The organism is Acinetobacter sp. ANC 4178, from assembly GCF_004331175.1.
Lineage (GTDB): Bacteria > Pseudomonadota > Gammaproteobacteria > Pseudomonadales > Moraxellaceae > Acinetobacter.
On the sequence record NZ_SJOD01000001.1, the window covers coordinates 452,650 to 471,714 of the forward strand.

16 protein-coding genes and 1 pseudogene are annotated in these 19,065 nt (G+C 40.3%); 5 read left to right on the top strand and 12 right to left on the bottom strand.

Going from position 1 to position 19,065, the window contains the following annotated elements:
* Nucleotides 1-133 precede the first annotated feature (133 nt).
* Nucleotides 134-1,858, bottom strand: coding sequence for an alpha-keto acid decarboxylase family protein (locus E0H87_RS02120; RefSeq protein WP_131321956.1), 1,725 nt, complete (start codon nt 1,856-1,858; stop codon nt 134-136).
* 134 nt (nt 1,859-1,992) lie between these two features.
* Between E0H87_RS02120 and E0H87_RS02125 the strand changes: the two genes are divergently transcribed.
* The gene (locus E0H87_RS02125; protein ID WP_131321958.1) at nt 1,993-2,484 is read left to right on the top strand and encodes an Lrp/AsnC family transcriptional regulator; all 492 of its coding nucleotides are present in this window, start codon (nt 1,993-1,995) and stop codon (nt 2,482-2,484) included.
* A 75-nt stretch (nt 2,485-2,559) separates the two neighbouring features.
* Here E0H87_RS02125 and E0H87_RS02130 read toward each other — a convergent pair whose 3' ends face one another.
* Together E0H87_RS02130 and E0H87_RS02135 are read right to left on the bottom strand one after the other, a co-directional pair.
* Entirely contained in the window at nt 2,560-4,092 is a 1,533-nt protein-coding gene (locus E0H87_RS02130) for a pyridoxal phosphate-dependent decarboxylase family protein (RefSeq protein ID WP_131321960.1), read from the bottom strand.
* Complete coding sequence (locus tag E0H87_RS02135; protein WP_131321962.1) at nt 4,092-5,468, bottom strand: diaminobutyrate--2-oxoglutarate transaminase; 1,377 nt, start codon at nt 5,466-5,468, stop codon at nt 4,092-4,094. Before E0H87_RS02135 ends, E0H87_RS02130 begins: the two co-directional genes overlap by 1 nt.
* Before the next feature lie 470 nt (nt 5,469-5,938).
* Between E0H87_RS02135 and E0H87_RS02140 the strand changes: the two genes are divergently transcribed.
* From E0H87_RS02140 to E0H87_RS02145, 3 genes and pseudogenes are all read left to right on the top strand, one after another.
* The gene (locus E0H87_RS02140) at nt 5,939-6,643 is read left to right on the top strand and encodes an SIMPL domain-containing protein (protein WP_131321964.1); all 705 of its coding nucleotides are present in this window, start codon (nt 5,939-5,941) and stop codon (nt 6,641-6,643) included.
* Nucleotides 6,644-6,658: 15 nt separating this feature from the next.
* Nucleotides 6,659-6,766: pseudogene (locus E0H87_RS16325) on the top strand (hypothetical protein); the annotation flags it as partial.
* A gap of 128 nt (nt 6,767-6,894) precedes the next feature.
* The gene (locus E0H87_RS02145) at nt 6,895-7,491 is read left to right on the top strand and encodes a phosphatase PAP2 family protein (RefSeq protein WP_131321966.1); all 597 of its coding nucleotides are present in this window, start codon (nt 6,895-6,897) and stop codon (nt 7,489-7,491) included.
* Between the two features lie 56 nt (nt 7,492-7,547).
* Here E0H87_RS02145 and proB read toward each other — a convergent pair whose 3' ends face one another.
* The 9 genes from proB to uvrB all read right to left on the bottom strand — a co-directional run bounded on the left by proB (nt 7,548) and on the right by uvrB (nt 18,013).
* Nucleotides 7,548-8,681, bottom strand: a complete 1,134-nt coding sequence (gene proB, locus E0H87_RS02150) for a glutamate 5-kinase (RefSeq protein WP_131321968.1) — start codon at nt 8,679-8,681, stop codon at nt 7,548-7,550.
* Between the two features lie 33 nt (nt 8,682-8,714).
* On the bottom strand, nt 8,715-9,935 hold the full coding sequence (cgtA, locus tag E0H87_RS02155; RefSeq protein WP_131321970.1) for an Obg family GTPase CgtA: 1,221 nt from the start codon (nt 9,933-9,935) through the stop codon (nt 8,715-8,717).
* Between the two features lie 263 nt (nt 9,936-10,198).
* A complete protein-coding gene (locus E0H87_RS02160; protein ID WP_131321972.1) occupies nt 10,199-10,573 on the bottom strand; it encodes a winged helix-turn-helix transcriptional regulator in 375 nt (124 codons plus the stop codon).
* A gap of 166 nt (nt 10,574-10,739) precedes the next feature.
* Complete coding sequence (locus E0H87_RS02165; RefSeq protein WP_131321974.1) at nt 10,740-11,414, bottom strand: hypothetical protein; 675 nt, start codon at nt 11,412-11,414, stop codon at nt 10,740-10,742.
* An 11-nt stretch (nt 11,415-11,425) separates the two neighbouring features.
* On the bottom strand, nt 11,426-12,145 hold the full coding sequence (locus tag E0H87_RS02170; RefSeq protein WP_131321976.1) for an MFS transporter: 720 nt from the start codon (nt 12,143-12,145) through the stop codon (nt 11,426-11,428).
* 297 nt (nt 12,146-12,442) lie between these two features.
* On the bottom strand, nt 12,443-13,900 hold the full coding sequence (locus E0H87_RS02175) for a glyceraldehyde-3-phosphate dehydrogenase (RefSeq protein WP_131321978.1): 1,458 nt from the start codon (nt 13,898-13,900) through the stop codon (nt 12,443-12,445).
* A 276-nt stretch (nt 13,901-14,176) separates the two neighbouring features.
* Nucleotides 14,177-15,106 (bottom strand): EamA family transporter RarD, encoded by a 930-nt coding sequence (gene rarD / locus E0H87_RS02180; RefSeq protein ID WP_131321982.1) that lies wholly within the window; start codon nt 15,104-15,106, stop codon nt 14,177-14,179.
* Between the two features lie 141 nt (nt 15,107-15,247).
* The gene (locus E0H87_RS02185; protein ID WP_131321986.1) at nt 15,248-15,844 is read right to left on the bottom strand and encodes a lipocalin family protein; all 597 of its coding nucleotides are present in this window, start codon (nt 15,842-15,844) and stop codon (nt 15,248-15,250) included.
* 123 nt (nt 15,845-15,967) lie between these two features.
* The gene (gene uvrB / locus E0H87_RS02190) at nt 15,968-18,013 is read right to left on the bottom strand and encodes an excinuclease ABC subunit UvrB (protein WP_131322491.1); all 2,046 of its coding nucleotides are present in this window, start codon (nt 18,011-18,013) and stop codon (nt 15,968-15,970) included.
* A gap of 221 nt (nt 18,014-18,234) precedes the next feature.
* Between uvrB and E0H87_RS02195 the strand changes: the two genes are divergently transcribed.
* Nucleotides 18,235-19,026 (top strand): hypothetical protein, encoded by a 792-nt coding sequence (locus tag E0H87_RS02195; protein WP_131321988.1) that lies wholly within the window; start codon nt 18,235-18,237, stop codon nt 19,024-19,026.
* The last annotated feature ends 39 nt before the right edge of the window (nt 19,027-19,065 follow it).

A 19,065-nucleotide genomic window follows, 5' to 3' on the forward strand; every position in this document is an offset into this window, starting at 1 on the left:
ACATTTTCTCCATTGTAGGTGTCACGTCCTGTACACCTTTATTCAGCAGTAGACCGAAGATCTATCATTGATCTTCGGACTTAATATGCTTTAATTTAATTCCATTTTTTAAAAAGACGCTGCGGTCTCCAGCTTAGAACGAGCTTACATTTTTACATTCCAGCGTATTTGAACGCTGAGTTAAAATTTCATAGCCACGATCACCATAGTCAAATCGTGCAATCACGTTGGCAAATTTTTTCAAACTTAAAGGAGCATCCATGGCAGGGAGTTTTAATTCCACAAAAGTCAGTCCATCCTGTTGCTGCACGTTATCCAAAACCTGTTGCAGTTGCCCAATTGTTTCAACCACATGTGATTGATAAGCCTTACTTCCATTAAACACTGCTGGAATTTGTGCATAGTTCCAGTTTTGAATATCGTTATAAGCCGCATTTTCACCCATAATTAAACGCTCGATGGTATAGCCACCATTGTTCAACAAGAAAATTATTGGCTTGAGACCATAACGAATAATGGTCGAGAGTTCTTGTACTGTTAATTGAAATGAACCGTCTCCAATAAACAGAATTTGTCGGCGTTCTGGGGCAGCCAACAAACTCCCCAGTAAAGCGGGCAAGGTATAGCCTATAGAACCCCAAAGTGGCTGAGAAATATATTTTGCTGTAGCAGGCAGCTTTAAACCCGATAGTGCAGAGTTTGAAGTTCCAACCTCTCCAATAATGACATCATCATCCTTAAAGAAACCTGAGATGGCGTTCCAAAGCAGTTCTTGACTCAGCTTTTGCTGTTTAGCAACATCATGGGTTTTTTGTGCTGGCTGCTGAGTCACAACAGGTTGCGGTGCTTTACGCGGTGCTACTTTTTTATTTAATTCAACCAGCAATTGCCCTATTTCTATACCCGGAACATCCTGTCCAAAAATGTTCAAGCCATAAGGTTTAATTTCAATATAATTTTTAGTGGCTATTTGATGGGTAAAAACTGCTGAACCTACATCAGTAAAGCGGACCCCAACACCGATTAAACAGTCCGACTGTTCAATGATGCTTTTGACATGCGGTTGGCTTGCCCCGCCCACATAAGTTCCAATATAGCGTGGTGAGCCTTCATCCATAATATTTTTTGCTGTATTCATACTGGCAAATGGAATCGCACATTTGTTAGATAAATCATGCAATAGAGAAGTTACGCCAAAAACTGCAGCCTCATTGTCAATCAAAAGCGCTGGACTCTTGGCTTTTGCCAGAATGCCACACAGTTGATCGACCACACTATGTAATAAATCAGGTTCAACCGATGGATAGCGTAAATCGAGTGGACGCTCATCGACCTCAATTTTTACATGGGTAATATCAGATGCTAACTGAATATGTACTGGACGACGGTCTAAAAAACACTGACGTAAGACACGATCAATTTCAAAAGCAGCATTAGCAGGCGTTAAACGTGTCTGTGCAACGGTAAACTCCTTCATACAGTTCATAATATTGTCATAGTTACCATCGACCAAGGTATGGTGAACCAAAATACCTTTTTGAACCACATGCAAAGGAGGAATACCTGAAATATGTACCATCGGCACATTTTCCGCATAGGCGCCTGCAATGCCATTAATCGCGCTTAAATCTCCTACACCATATGTGGTGGCCAATGCTGCGAAACCGTTAATTCGTGCGTAACCATCTGCCGCATAAGCCGCATTTAACTCATTACAATTGCCAATAAATTCTAGCTGAGCATCTGCTTCCACTTGCTCCAGATAAGAAAGATTGAAATCACCGGGTACACCAAAAAGATGCTGTATACCCATTTGTTTTAAACGAAGATTTAAAAATTCACCAATTTCTATGAACATTGCTCTATATCCTTTGAGACCAACTTTTTATTCCATAGAAAAATAATATTTCATCTAGCCCGTAAATTTCGTGCATAATGAAACCGAATTTTAATAAAAATACAAGATTTGTGTATCACAAAGGAATTTTATGCATGGATAAGTTCGACTGGCAAATCATTCAAGCACTACAAAAAAATGGACGGCTCACCAATCAGGAAATTGGCGATTTAATTGGTTTATCGGCATCGCAATGTTCGAGAAGACGACAACTTCTGGAGCAAAAAGGCATAATATTAGGCTATACCGCTCGCATACAGCAGCAAGCTCTAGGTATGGAAGTAACTGCTATGATTCATATTAACTTAAGAACACATGAAGCATCTTCCCAACAAGCCTTTCAAGAACTCATCGAAGCAGAAGACAATATTCAGGATGCTTTTTCAATCAGTGGTGATGCAGATTTTATTCTAAAGGTAGTCGCTGAAAACTTAGAACAACTTTCTCATTTTGTGACAGAACGCTTACTGACCTATTCTTTTATTGGTCATATTAAATCTTACATTGTTTTGAAAAAAATTAAGGAACAGAATCACTTTTTGCTGAAATCAAAAAGTCACAACTACCATCACGTACATTCAGCTTAACTATTTTCCCTTTTATTACATCTGAAAAAATAAAAAAGCCTGGAAAATTCCAGGCTTTTTTGAACAACATGACAATTAGTCAATCGCTGGTGTATATGTACCTGCTTGAATAGGACCCTTAATACGATCCGCTTCAGCAAGAACTAGTGACAGCAAGTTCTGTACGTTTTCTAATGTTGCAACAGGGCTCAGTGTCGTCATTTTCAATGATTGCACCTGACCTACTTTAGTTACCCCAATATTCGCTTCACCACGCGCAAACAGTTCGTCAGCAACGTTTTGGTTCAATGTATCCAACAACTCTACAGGATAGTTTGCTGGTACCACACGGAACAATACAGAAGCAAATTGTGGCTCAATCAAAAGCTCAAGACCATCTGTTGCTTTAATATAATCTGCAACATCACGTGTCAATTTAACACCGTGATCGATCATAGAACCATAAAGCTCTTCACCTAAAGCTTCTACAGTCATCCACAATTTCAACGCATCAAAACGACGCGTTGTTTGTAAAGATTTCGATACCAGGTTTGGAACACCATGTTCTTCATCGTATGCTGAGTTTAAATATTCAGCTTCGTAGTGCATGAAACGATAGTTCGCTTCATCTTTAAGCAAGAATGCGCCACAAGAAATGGTTTGGAAATAGTGCTTATGGAAATCAAGCGTAATCGAGTCGGACAACTCAATCCCATCCAACATCGAACGATAGTCATTCGATAAAATCAGTGCACCACCCCATGCCGCATCGATGTGCATCCACGCGCCAAATTTGTTGGTAATTTCACGAATTTTCTTCAGTGGGTCAATTGCACCCGCATCGGTTGTGCCCGCAGTTGCAACCACACACGCCACGATTTTGCCTTCTGACTGTAAATGCGCCATCGTTTTTTCTAGGGCATCAACATCCATTTGAGCATTTTCGTTTACAGGAACCGTAACCACTGACTGGAAGCCCATGCCCATCATTGCCATGTTCTTTTGCACAGAGAAATGTGCATTTTCAGAACAAATGACTTTAACGTTTTTCATAGCTTCTGCTGGAATACCATCGCGCTGTACAGACCACGGATTACCGTTTTCGTCTTTCCAGTTTTTCGAGATGCAAGCATCACGCGCAAGGAGCACACCCATCAAGTTAGACTGTGTACCACCAGAAGTGAATACACCTGCTTGACCTGCACCATAACCGACTTTTTGACGAAGCCAATCAATCAATTGAACTTCCATCAAAGAACCCGCTGGGCTTTGATCCCATGAGTCCATAGATTGGTTGGTTGCATTAATCAAAACTTCTGCAATTTGGCTTGCAACCATGGTTGGGCAATGCAAATGTGCTAAAGAATGAGGGTGATGTACTTTTAAACTTTTGTTCAAGAAAAGCTCAACCATACGATCTAATGACTTTTGTACACCCAAACCTTCTGGAGTTGGATTAAAAGCAATTGCTTTACGCAATTCTTTAATGCTTCCGCCTGTGTACATCTTGTCATTTTGCAACCATGCCGCTACCGCTTTGGTAGCTTGCTCCATTGCTGACTCATAGTCAGCAATGGATTGGGCATCATTGCAGAGTAACGCTTTACGGTGTTCTGCAAAATCAACCATTATTGAGCGCCTCGCACCGCAACAAGCGCTTCAGCAATTGCTTTTTTAAAGCGAGCAATCACTTCTACACATTCTTCTTGCGTAATGATTAATGGGCAAAGTAAACGAATCACGGTACCGTTACGACCACCTTTTTCTAACAATAGTTTGTTATCAAAACATGCCGCTTGAATTGCTGCTGCCAATTGACCATCTGCTGGTAAAGAACCCATATGGTCAGCTGGTTTACGCTCATCCACAATTTCGACACCGATCATTAAACCACGGCCGCGAACATTACCAATACATGGGAATTCTTGTGCTAATTTTTTAAATTCAGCTTGTAAGAAATCGCCACGCTCTTGTGCATTTTGCGCTAAGTTCTGTTCAGTTATGGTTTTTAATACCACTAAACCAGTACCCATTGCCAACTGGTTACCACGGAAAGTACCCGTGTGACCTGCTGGTTGCCATGCATCAAACTTACGTTTAATACCGAGCACTGCAAGTGGTAATCCACCACCAACAGCTTTTGACATTACAACTACATCTGGCTCAATGCCTGCATGTTCATAGGCAAACATTTTACCTGAACGTGCAAAGCCTGCTTGAACTTCGTCAAGAATTAATACGATGTTGTGCTTTTCAGTCACTTCACGGATTTTCTTCAACCATTTGGTTGGAGCCGTAACAACACCGCCTTCACCTTGAATCGCTTCAAGAATGACTGCTGCTGGCTTAGTGACACCGCTTTCTACATCTTCAATGAAGTTTTCGAAGAAATACGTTAACGCATCAACGCCTGCTTCACCACCTAAACCCAGTGGGCAGCGGTATTCATGCGGATATGGCATAAACTGTACGCCTGGCATTAAACCATTCACAGCATTTTTAGCAGACAAGTTACCTGTCATGGCTAAAGAACCGTGGGTCATACCATGATAACCACCAGAGAAGCTGATTACTGAGCTACGACCTGTATAAGTCTTCGCTAGTTTAATTGCTGCTTCCGTCGCATCTGCACCAGATGGACCACAGAACTGTAAACAGTACTCTTCTTTACCGCCTGGAAGATACGAAAGCAACGCTTCCGTGAAAGCATCTTTCAACGGTGTAGTTAAATCTAAAGTATGTAATGGAATACCACTTGTCAGTGTATCTTGAATACTTTGAACGACCGCAGGATGATTATGGCCTAATGCCAATGTTCCTGCCCCAGCTAAACAATCAAGGTACTCTGTACCTTCAACATCGGTAACCCAGCAACCTAATGCTTTTGCTATCGCTAACGGTAATTTACGTGGATAGCTACGAACATTGGATTCCATCTGACTTTGGCGAGTCAAATAGTATTCGTTAGTAGAATTAGTGGCAGGGTTTACAGAAGAAACGCTCATATCGAATTACCATCTCTGATATGGGTTGAAAGAAATAAGTCTGGTGACTTGCGGTCCTTTGACTCGGTGCTTTATAGAATCTAGTTAGACAGTATTTAAATAAATAACTAGGAGCGGCATGATACCGAATTTTTCAGGAAAATAAACAACTTTTAGCAAATATCCGCCCTAATTTTTCGAAATAAACTGTACACCTAACCAGTCCTTTCATTATCATCTTACATTGTGACAAGTGAAAGAAAATATGAGTTTTTTTACTTTTTATGAATTTCATTATTTTATCATTTTATTTATTGCTCTTTAGAAAATTAAGCCATTGATTTAATAATGTTTAATTTAAGTATTTCTAACTTGATTTTAATGCAAAAATTTACAAACTCACCACAATTCCTGCAAAAGTTCCCCATGAACTGCCTTTACCATTGAGCTAATCAAATAAGTTTGAAAAATTCAAATAAAGGTTACTTCTTATGCGCCATTTTGTACTTTCTTCCCTCCTATTAGGTGGCTTATTCAGCAGCACTGCTTTTGCGCAGCAAACAGAAGCTTTGAATTACAATTTAGTTAATGTGCAAGCCGAAGCATCACGTCAAGTTTCTAATGATGAAATGCATGCTGTACTTTATATTGAAAAGAGCAATAAACAGCCTGCTGAACTGGCAAGTCAAATCACGCAACTCATGAATCAGGCGATTGCGACTTCGCGCAAGTACCCAAATGTAAAAGTTGAAACTGGGTCTCAAACCACCTATCCAATTTATGACAATGATAGTCGTAAATTAAAAGAATGGCGTGGTCGTGCTGAAATTCAAATTGAAAGCACCGACTTTAAAGCTGCGAGTCAGTTAGTGAATGAGTTACAGCAAAACTTCCAAACTCAATCGATCAACTTTATTGTTTCAGATGCTCAACGTAAAAAAGTTGAAAATGAACTTATGGTTGAAGCCTCTAAAAACTTCCAACAACGCGCACAGTTATTGAGTCAGTCATGGAATAAGTCGGGCTACAATTTAGTCAATTTAAATTTAAACACCAGCAACAATTACCCTCAACCCATCATGATGCGCAGCAGTATGGCAAAATTTTCTGATGCAGAAGCAGCACCAATGCCTGAAGTTGCAGCAGGTGAATCTAAAATTACAGTGAATGCGAACGGTACAGTTCAATTTAAATAATATCGGGTTAAATAAAAAACCGTGTTCGATAAACAATATTTCACACGCTCAACCGACTCAACTGGTGGAAAATATGTAGGTCAGCCACGCACCTTCTACCTACAAACGTCATTTGATTTCTAAAATTGATTGTGCCTAACTCAGGCATCCCGCAACATTTAAAAAAGACTACAATTCTGTGGTCTTTTTTATTTTAACAATATGACAAAATTATGACTCTCTTCCGTACTTTATAAACACCGTCCACTTTCATGACTCTTTCTGAACTTAATTTATCGCTTTTTTCATGGATTAATGCATCTCCTGAAGCCAGTAATACCAGCATTAATTTTGCCATTTTCATCGCCAATGACTTGCTCTATTGCATGATTGCACTTTTTGCTTGGTTTTGGTTACGCGGCAACTATGACACTAAAAAGCAGATATTGAAGGCGTTTATTTTTACCAGTATTGCCATTTTCATCAGTCAGTGTATTTCGCACATCTACTATCACCCACGCCCTTTTGTGATGGATGTTGGACGGACTTTGATTTATCACTCACCGAATGGCTCTTTCCCTAGCGATCATATGCTGATTTTTAGCAGTATTGCCTTTTCTTATTTCTTTTCAGCTTACCGCAAACTCGGCATTTTCTTAATTATGATGGCTTGGCTAGTTGCATGGTCACGGATTTATGTAGGAGTACATTTCCCTTTAGATATGCTCGGTGCCTTTGTACTGGCTTTTGCACTGAATTTATTGGGTCTAACGCTTTGGAATCGCTATAAAGAAAAGCTGATGGAATGGGTACTGACGCTTCATTTTTATGTATTTAAGCCTCTAATTCAAAAAGGCTATATTAAATAATTGGGTCTTAAAATAAAAAATCCCGCCATCATGATGGCGGGATTTTTGTAAATCATTTAGTAAATTGCCATATGATCACGATGGATCATCTCAAGTGAACGTGCTTCACCCAGAACTTGATAGACTTTATCTGAAGACAAGCCTTTGACTAATTCAGCCGAACGTGAACTAAAATTAACACGCCCAACCGCCACGCGGTAACCAGAAGGATCAACACACTCCACGACATCACCACGGTCAAAATGACCTTCTACCGCTTTCACGCCTACAGGTAGCAAACTACGGTGATTATCTTTAATGGCTTTAACAGCGCCATCATCTAAAATCAAACGTCCTGCCGTTTGCAAATGTGCAGCCAACCATTGCTGATGCGCTGCAATACGATCATTATCGGTAATAAACAAAGTACCCAACATCTCACCAGCCATTAAACGGGCAAGCACTTGATCACTTTCACCACTCGCAATCAGGGTTGGACAACCAGACTTCGCAGCCAGTCGTGCAGCACGAACTTTGGTCAGCATACCGCCACGCCCAAACTTGCCTCCACCACCTGCCATATCAAACAGACTTTCATCTAAAGCCCGTACGGTATGGAACAGTTTCGCATCTGGATTCGAACGTGGGTCAGAATCAAACATACCCTGTTGATCTGTCAAAATAATCAACAAATCTGCATGGACTTGACCTGCAACCATTGCTGCAAGCGTATCATTATCACCAAAACGAATTTCATCAGTTGAAACTGTGTCATTCTCATTGATGACCGGAATTACACGCCAATCAATTAAATTTTGCAAAGCATCACAAGAGTTTAGGTAACGACGACGATCGGCTAGATCATCATGCGTTAAAAGTACTTGTGCAGTTTGAATGCTGTGCTGTTCGAGTACACTCGACCACGTGTGGATTAAACCCATTTGACCAATGGCGGCACATGCCTGAAGACTGGGTAGATCGGTGGGTCGATGCTCTAGCTTCATTCGAACCATACCTTCAGCCACAGCACCTGAGGAGACAAGAATAATTTCGTGTCCTGCTTGATGTAGATCTGCAATTTGTTTCGCCCAATGCGAAATTGCATCTAAATCTAAGCCTTGCCCATTTGCTGTGAGTAAAGATGATCCGATTTTAACAACGATACGTTTTAAAGCCTTGAGCTGACGTTGCCCATCTACCACTTCTATCATCTTGTCCTCAGTTACATGTTGTTCGCTTGGAAATTAGCGAACGTAAAACACTTCCATATCGCTATCGTCGTCGCCATCCTCATCGTCTTCATCATCATCGCCCAATAGGCCAGCAAGACGCTGTTGACGACGCATTTCACGGTAAGCTTCTTTAGCGGCAATGGTTTGTTCACGTGTTTCAGCTTCTAGCTGATCACGGAATGCTTTCACTTCTGCTGCGTACTCAGGATCTTCAAGTTCGCGTTCGCGTTGTTGCTCAATCTGATCCATGAGATAGTACACAACTGGTTTTGTCCCTTCAGACATTAAACCTGAAGTTTTAAATACAGGGCCATCCCACTGCATTTCATCTAGGATATGCTGACACCATTCGTCACGCGTATCTTCTGCGAGTTGGTCGATTTTGTTTAAAACCAGCACAATAGGTAGCTTTGAAAGTGTCGGAGAGAATTTTGCCAACTCAGCCAAGATCGCTTTCGCATTATATACAGGATCTGAACCATCAATTGGTTGCACATCTACAATATGTAATAAGATACGCGTACGTGCCAAATGTTTTAAGAAACGAATACCAAGACCCGCACCTTCCGAAGCACCTTCGATTAACCCAGGAATATCCGCCATAACAAATGAACGGTGGCTGTCCGCATCGACGACGCCAAGGTTTGGTACCATTGTGGTAAACGGATAGTCAGCAACTTTTGGTTTTGCTGCTGAAACCGCGCGAATAAAGGTTGATTTACCCGCATTTGGCATACCTAAGAGACCAACGTCTGCCAATACTTTAAGTTCTAGACGAATTTCGCGGAATTCACCTTTAAAACCATGGGTACATTTACGTGGTGTACGGTTAGTTGATGATTTAAAGTGAGTATTACCTAAACCACCATCACCACCAGCAGCCACAAGCACGCGCTGACCACTTTCAATCAAGTCACCAATAATGTCGCCAGAGTCAGTATCAACAATGGTTGTGCCCACTGGAACCAATAATACGGTGTCTTCACCACCACGGCCTGCACAGTTTGCACCACGACCATTTTTTGCACGTTCCGCACGGAAACGGCGGGTATAACGGAAGTCTACAAGGGTACTGGTATTATCATCAGCTTGAATATAAACGCTGCCACCACGACCACCATCACCACCGTCTGGACCACCAAAAGGAACGAATTTTTCACGGCGAAAACTGGCTACGCCATTGCCACCGTCGCCAGCCTCTACGGTAATGACTGCTTCATCAACAAAGCGCATACTGCCAATCCTCTAAAATCTTTAAAACCGCTTATTCTGCCACATTTTAAAGCATTTCTCGAATAGTATTATTCAACTAAATATGAATTTCCCTGATTATTTTTATAGACCTGCTTTTTTTATGTTTGTTTTACATTGATTTATTGAAAATGCGCTTAAAATAGCCGAACTATTAAATTTTAGTTAAATCAATACCCTCAACGCCCAAACCACTTAGAACTCTACATGACTCTCAAGGATCCACCGCCGGGCAAACCCTAAATTTATATATTTATTTTAGGTTTTTGTTCTAAAATTTCAGGTAAATTTCGTTCTATCCAATGAATGAATTCATTCACCTTTTCGGCGACCTGCGAGCCTATAATCGTCAATTGATATTCCACTTTCGGCGGTACAATTGGATAAACCGTACGTAAAATAAAACCATCTTGCTCTAATGTTTTAAGGGTCTGTGACAGCATTTTTTCACTAATCCCCTCAATTTTTACTTTTAATTCACTGAAGCGATGCACCCCTTCACTTAAACAATGCAGTACCAACAGTGACCATTTACTGGAAAGATGCTCAAGTATTTCGCGGGAAGGACAAGCTGTCGACAAAACCTGACCCAATAAATGACTGGTTACATACGTACTCATAAATTCCCCTTAGTGCAGTAGCTGCTTACTTTTTTATCTATACTTTCATTCGGTAAGCTATCAGATTAATCTTTAACCAGCAAGGCAGCAATTGACTCTTTTCCAAGCTCAACCTGACTAAATCACATCTAAAATGTCCATTAAAATTATAGATATTGCACTTTATTTAAGGATGAATATTACGTACAGGCAGATGCATCTTGAGTTCTAAATTGACTAAGGTTTTTCGTACAGCATTGTACATCGTGGCATCAAAACTTGCGATTTGATCCATTTTCATTGGATCATTCAGATTCAGCTGTGGTGTAAAGTGGTGGACGACGTGTAAACCAACGCGTTCATCAAACTCGAAGTACACAGGCCCATCAAATTGAATCTTTACAGGGATGGTGTACGCACGTTTAAGCTGAAATGGCACATCCAACTGAACAGGAATATCCAGTTTTAAAGGGAACTTGGGTAATAATTGATTTTGATAAATTAAATCAGTCGTCGTTTCTACAGGCATCAACTGATCAATTCGTATCATGGTTTGATAGTCAATATTCACGGTAATCGGTGTTTCTATGTCAAATTTTAAATCTGCGAGATATTTCCCTTTTAAAGGTAGATTCAGTTGACGATCAATATCTATTTGCGTATTCAACTTACCTTGAGAGTGAATATCTAAATAGTGACCCACATGAATTTTGGTTGCTAAAGCCTCTGGCAACATGATTTCCGAACGATGTGTCGAAATTTGCATAGAGGCAATCACATTCAGATACAACCAGAATAAAATGGCTATTGCGACCACTAGACCAATAAAGTTCAAACACCAAAAACGATAGGACGAAAACATCGACTTCCCTCCTATTCAGCTCGAACCAACTGCGGCTGTTCAAACTGTGCTGATGAGAGCTTTAAAGTATTTAAAGGAACTTTAAGTTCCCCCTTTTGAATTTTCACAGGCAAAGTATTTTGAACATCTACTGTGGCATTTAAAGCCGTCTTGATCGGGACATTTAATTGTCCTTGTACGGGTATTTCGGTCTTTAATGTGGTATTTAAGGGAATATGTAGCTTCTCTTTCAGTACCGTTCGCACAGGCGCATCAAATTTTAAGTGTACATTTTGTTCTAATGGCACATTAATATGAATCGGTACATCTAAATTGATTGGAATTGAGCCTTTTAACGGCAGACTGATATTTTTCCCCATGACCACCACATTCACACGCGTATCGATGGGTAGATTTTGCTGTACCTTTAAGGTTTCCTGCACAGGAATCGTGGTTTTAATGGGGACTTGGCTGTCAAAATAAACTCGTGGAGTCAACGTTTGTGCTAAAGGAATGTCTAACTGTTCTTTAATTGGAATTTCAGCACGAATTTTCCCTAAGACATTCACATCCAAAGCATCGTGTATTTTAACTTTGGCTTGTAGTGGCTCTTGCAGATCAATATTCACATCTTGATTGTTCAGCGGAATATAAATATTGAAATGTTGAAAGACCCAAATTGCGAGTAAGACACCGCTGAGGGTTGCTAAGCCCAAAAATGCCATACCAGCAAGCACTCTTTTTATTTGCAATGACTTAATCCTTTAAGTTCGTTTTTTAATGGACCCAATTCATTTGAGTCACGCTGTAGATCATCACTTTACTTCGCTCAGATCAAGCGTTGATCACATCTATTTTGATATAGCAAATCAGCACCAGCATAGTGCAATAAATTTAATACTACTCATTTTGTCGGAATTATGACATTGACCCGATTTGAATGCATATGGTTATTTAGGTCAACTGAAAGCACTTTATTTGGAGACTTAATCATTTTAAAGACAAAAAAAGAGCTTCATTACTGAAGCTCTTTTTCTTAACCGAACAAATTATGCATTTGTTTCAGCAGGAACTTTTGGATAGCTTACGCCGCCCATTTGTTCAGCAATACGTAATACTTGGCAGCTATAACCAACTTCATTGTCATACCATACATATGCAGTTAAGCGGTTGCCTGAAGTGATTGTTGCTTGCGCGTCAAATACACCTGCAGTACGCGAACCAATGAAGTCAGAAGATACAACTTCAGTTGAGTTGGTATAACCAATCTGACCTTGAAGGCTAGAGCTGATTGAGATTTTACGAATGTATTCATTCACTTCATCACGATCAACTTCTTTATCTAAAGTTAAGTTCAAAATCGCAAGTGAAACGTTTGGTGTTGGAACACGTACAGAGTTACCTGTAAGTTTACCTTGAAGTGCTGGAAGTGCTTTAGCAACCGCTTTAGCCGCACCAGTTTCAGTAATTACCATGTTCAAAGTAGCAGCACGACCACGACGATCCGCTTTATGGTAGTTGTCGATTAAGTTCTGGTCGTTTGTGAACGAGTGAACTGTTTCAACATGACCATTTAACACTGTGTATTTGTCATGTAATACTTTCAATGTTGGTGTGATTGCATTGGTTGTACAGCTTGCAGCAGAAATGATTTGATCTTCATCAAGAATGTCTGCTTGGTTAACACCGAACACCACATTTTTCATGTCACCTTTACCAGGTGCAGTTAAAATTACGCGTGCAGCGCCTGGGCACTTAAGGTGTTGAGCAAGACCTTCTGAATCACGCCATTTACCCGTGTTGTCAATCACCAACGCATTGCTAATACCATAATCGGTATAATCAACTTCCGTTGGATTAGACGCATAGATCACTTTGATGAATTGTCCGTTTGCAATGATTGCTTCGTTTTCTTCATCTACAGAAATCGTACCAGAGAATGGACCATGAATTGAGTCACGGCGTAATAAAGACGCACGTTTCTCTAAATCACCATCAGATGACTTACGAACCACAATCGCTTTAAGGTTTAAACCACGACCAAGACCAGATTGACCAATCATTAAACGTGCAAGAATACGACCAATACGACCAAAACCGTAAAGGACAACGTCACGGCCTTCTACTGAAGTCGCACGACCTTCTACAGACTTAACAGCTGCTGCAACAAATGCATCAACATCGCCACCTTGCTCTTTGTATTCAACAGCAAGTTTACCTAGATCAATTTCAGCAGTACCGATATTCTGGATTTTTGCCAATGCTTGAAGAATTGGGAAAGTATTTACGACTGAAAGCTCTACATCCATCATACGAGTACGACGGTGCGCTTTCAAAATCTGAATAACAGAACGGTTAACTAAAGAACGACCATAAACTGAAGTTACGATATTTTGCTCACGGTAAAGTTTACCGATTAAAGCAATCATTTGTTCCGCGATTTCTTCACGGTTTTTCCAGCGACCTTGGTGCTCTGCATGTAGGGCGATAATAGTCTCTTTGCTCACAGATACGTCCTCTAATTAAATTGTATATCTAGGCATAAATTTCAAAACGCGACAATTGTAAAGGAATTGTCAGCAAGATTGAATCAAAAGCTGGTGTAGCCGCTGCTATTTTCCTACATATTCATTATAAATTTACAAAATAGTTGTAATTTTTGATGTGATTTTACTTAAGTCGCTAAATTTAAGAAAAATTGACACAAATAAAAAAAGAGAAGGAACAGAAAAAACTAGGCATTTCCCCGACGAAAGCACATCAGGCACAGCTAGTTTTTAGGATTAATCCTTTATACGTGCATCCGCATTTTCAATATTACGTCCGAGATTTTGCTTGAGACGCTGCTGCTTGTACAAATGTAAGCACCCTTCAATCACCAAGACCAATACAGCGCACCAAATTGGGATATAAGTCATCCATTCTTCTGGGGCAACTTGCTCACCCAAAGCAATGGATGCAGCGGCCAACAGCACAGGCTCTAAGTAACTAAGCAGACCAAATAAAACAAAAGGCAGAAAACGGCTTGCCAGAATATAACTTCCCAAGCCAAGCGCACTTAAAAAACCTAAACCCATAATTGCCCAGATTAAATGAGGATAGTGTTCAACAACGCTTAAAGCCCCCACATCGGACAATAGATAAAAAGCGATGGGGAGAATTAAAAATAAATCCCACCAAAAACCACCTAAGTGGTCTGATTTGAATAATCGGCGTAAATAAAAATATAAAGGATATGCCAAAGCAACATACAGAGTTTCCCAAGCAATACTACCTATGCGCCAAATCTCATGTATAACGCCTAATGCTGCCAAAATGACAGCAAATAACTGCCAACGGGAAAGTTTCTCTTTATGCAATACACAACCAATCAGCACCATAACCAAAGGCAATAAAAAATATCCTAAAGATACTTCTAAACCACGCCCATTGATTGGCCCCCAAAGGAATAACCATAACTGTGATGTACACAATAAAGAGCTAATGAATAACCAAAGCAGATAAATTGGATTTTGAAGTACTTTTTTGAATAATTCAGCAATCAGTTTCAGCTCGCCTGACCACCACATAAAGAGGGTTAAAAAAGGCAAAGTCGACAACATACGCCAAGCAAAAGTCTGTTCGCTATCTAAGGGTTTTAAAAATTCTGTATAGCCGTAAAGCACGCCAAAAGTCACGGATGCCAATACCGACAGCGCTACGCCTTTATACATTTTTTCACCCAAACTATTTGCTGGGCTTAGTATAGCGATAAGTTAAATAAAATACGTCATGATTAAAATAACTTTCACACAAGTCATAGCTTTAAGTTTTGTCGAATCGTTGATCCTTAAAACCTGCTTTAAGCCTTAAAATTATTCTGGTTTGACTTTACTGTGCGTAGTTCGGATTAAATCACTCAAATCATAGCCCAGTGTTTTGGCATATTCTAAATATTCATTAATGACTTCAGGTTTCACTTCTGGTGTCCGTGACAGTACCCACATGTATTTTCGGCGTGGCTCACCGACTAAAACAGTTTGATAGTCATCATCCAGTTTTAAAATCCAATAATCCCCTCGTGCAACAGGAATCCAACGTGCTACTTCTGGGAGGAAACTAACCTGTAGCTTAGAATTAAACGGTGGATTCTTAACAAAAGCCTCGCCTATCGCCTGCTGTAAGATGCCATCTTTGGAATAACACCGATTATCAACACTCACGTTCCCATTTTCATTTAGGGTATAGATTGCAGAAACATCTCTTGCACACTTATTTTGAAAAAACATAGGTTTACGTGCAACCTCATACCACACACCTAAATAACGATCCAATTCAACTTTTTCTACCACTGGCATGGGTTTAGTTTGCGCATAAGCCAAAGTCGCCGCGCCCAACCCGACCAAAATCGCTCCCCCAATAACAATTTTTGTAATCTGCCAACTTGCTTTAGGAATATTATTTTTACGCATAACTACATCCTTTAAAAAGATTGATTTAGTCAAAGCCCAAATTTAATTTCTTAAAAAATAACGGGCTTTGACTCAACACACTGTAGCGTTATGTAATGATTTCGAAGCGAAAAGTGTGTGAACTCATCGCAACAATTGGGCTTTAAGGCGCACAATTTCATCTCGCAAACGCGCTGCTTGTTCAAACTGTAACTCTTTCGATGCTTTTAACATCTCTTTTTCCAGCTTAGCCATGTGTTTACTAAACAACTTCGGATTCGACAAAATATGCTGTTCATCCGCAGACAAGGCTTGAGCCTGATCTGTAATCTTGGCATCAATCTGATCATCATTGAGTACTTCACCTGTGTCAATTTCCTTGACAACCTGACGTACAGCGCTGCGCGGAGTAATGCCATGTTCCAAATTAAATTCAATTTGTTTGGCACGGCGACGGTCGGTTTCATCAATCGCCTTTTGCATAGAGTCGGTTATACGATCGGCATACAGAATCGCTTTACCTTTTAAATTACGTGCAGCACGACCAATGGTTTGAATTAAAGAACGTTCTGAACGTAAAAAGCCTTCTTTATCAGCATCCAAAATCGCCACCAAAGACACTTCAGGCATATCTAAGCCTTCACGTAACAAGTTAATACCCACCAAGACATCATGGATACCAGAACGTAATTCGTGAATAATTTTCACTCGCTCAACCGTATCAATATCTGAATGTAAATATGCGACTTTCACACCATATTCTTTTAAATATGAGGTCAAATCTTCTGCCATACGCTTGGTTAAGGTTGTAATCAACACGCGTTCATTGAGTTCTTTACGAATATTAATTTCCGACAGTACATCATCGACTTGAGTTAATACTGGACGGATTTCGATTTCAGGATCAACCAATCCTGTCGGTCGTACCACCTGTTCAACCACTTGTTCCGATTTCTCCAATTCATACTTTGCTGGAGTTGCACTCACATAAATGGTACTCGGAACAATACGCTCCCATTCCTCAAATTTCATTGGACGGTTATCTAGCGCACTTGGCAAACGAAAACCATAATTCACCAGATTTTCTTTACGCGAGCGGTCACCTTTATACATGGCGCCAATCTGCGGCACCGTCACATGCGATTCATCAATAATTAATAAGGCATCATCAGGGATATAATCAAACAAGGTAGGCGGTGCTTCCCCTGATGGCCGTCCAGATAAATGACGTGAATAGTTTTCAATACCATTGGTATAACCCAACTGCTGCATCATTTCCAAATCATAACGGGTACGTTGTTCAATTCGCTGCGCTTCCAGCAATTTGTCGTGTTCACGGAAAAACACCAATCGCTCTTTCAGTTCTTCACGAATAGTGCCAATCGCACGTTCAAGATTATCTTTGGGTGTTACATAATGGCTTTTTGGATAAATGGTGACTCGCGGGACTTTTCTAATCATTTTCCCTGTTAATGGATCAAACCAACGGATCGAATCGACCTCATCATCAAACAGTTCAATTCGAATCGCATGTTGATCCGATTCAGCAGGAAAAATATCAATGATTTCACCACGGATACGATAGGTCGCACGTAAAAATTCTAATTCGTTACGGCTATATTGCATTTCAACCAGACGACGAATGATCTCATCTCGGTTCATTCGATCGCCCTGTACAATATGCAACAACATACTCATATAGGCATTCGGATCGCCCAAACCATAAATAGCAGAAACCGAAGCTACAATAATGGCATCCCGACGTTCCAACAAAGCCCGCGTTGCAGACAAACGCATCTGATCAATATGATCATTAATTGCTGAATCTTTTTCAATAAATGTATCAGAAGAAGGGACATAAGCTTCTGGTTGGTAGTAATCGTAATAACTGACGAAATACTCAACCGCATTGTTCGGGAAAAATGCTTTAAATTCACCATAAAGCTGGGCTGCAAGTGTCTTGTTATGCGCCATGATAATGGTGGGCCGTTGTGTCTGAGCGATCACATTCGCCATGGTGTAGGTCTTACCAGACCCCGTCACCCCAAGTAACAATTGATTGCGATAACCTTGCTCCACACCATGTACCAGTTTTTCAATCGCCTGCGGCTGATCCCCAGCAGGTTGAAACTGAGTCACCAAATCAAAAGGTTGTGGGTTATCTTGCACAGGTTTTTGACGCTCTTGCATGGTTTCCATCTTCGGCACACTTATGACTTAACATAGTATGGGGGCTGTTGAGCAACATGCAATAAGCATTGTTGGACTTTTACATGAAGCAGACTGAATATTTAACGTCTCGCTTAAATGAACCCTACAAATAATCTGTTTAAAAAAGCATAGCCTGCTACTTGACCCATGCCCTATTCAGTTGCAACATGAATGAATAATGATGATTAGATAAAATACTTATGCGCTACCATTACCACGATGAAACAATAGTCAAAAGTTTACCTGAAGATACCATTTTTGTTTTTGGCAGTAATATGGCGGGTACGCATGCGGGTGGTGCTGCCAAAATCGCTTTATTACATTTTGGTGCCATGAAAGGTGCAGGACGTGGCTGGGCAGGTCAAAGCTATGCCATTCCCACCATGAATGAGCATTTACAACAAATGCCACTTTCACAAATTCAACATTATATTGATGATTTTAAAATTTATACCCAGCATCATCCTAAAACCAAATACTTCATTACTTCAGTCGGTTGTGGTGTTGCTGGTTACAAAGTTGAAGAAATCGCACCGATGTTTAAAGGCATTTCTCATAATGTCATTTTCCCTGTCTCATTCCGTCCTTTTGTGGAACAAACCTTACCTAAATTACGTCAAGCATTCTTAAAAGCCGTCTTGCAAGACCAAGTCATTTTCCCAAGTGAACCCCTTGATCAAGTGATTGAACAGCTCCCTTTGGCAGACAATGAAAAAAGTCTGGCACAAATTATTTTGAATACTCCAATGTATCCAACTGATAGTAACGGACGAGATCGTATTTTTGAAATTGAAGATATTTTGCACAACCTAGATGAAAAAGAATTTCGTATCGACTCCCCTTTAGAAAGCCGTATGGTTATTGGCGGTGTCGTGCTTGCATTACTTGAGCTTTACAACATCAATGAACAAGATTTCCTCGATGTTTGGAATCATCAACGCGAAATAACCGCCCCCAAACCAGAAAACAAAGCCCGAAAATCCGCTCACTAATTCAGCACCATCAACATGGGGCTGCGCTGAAAATAAAGT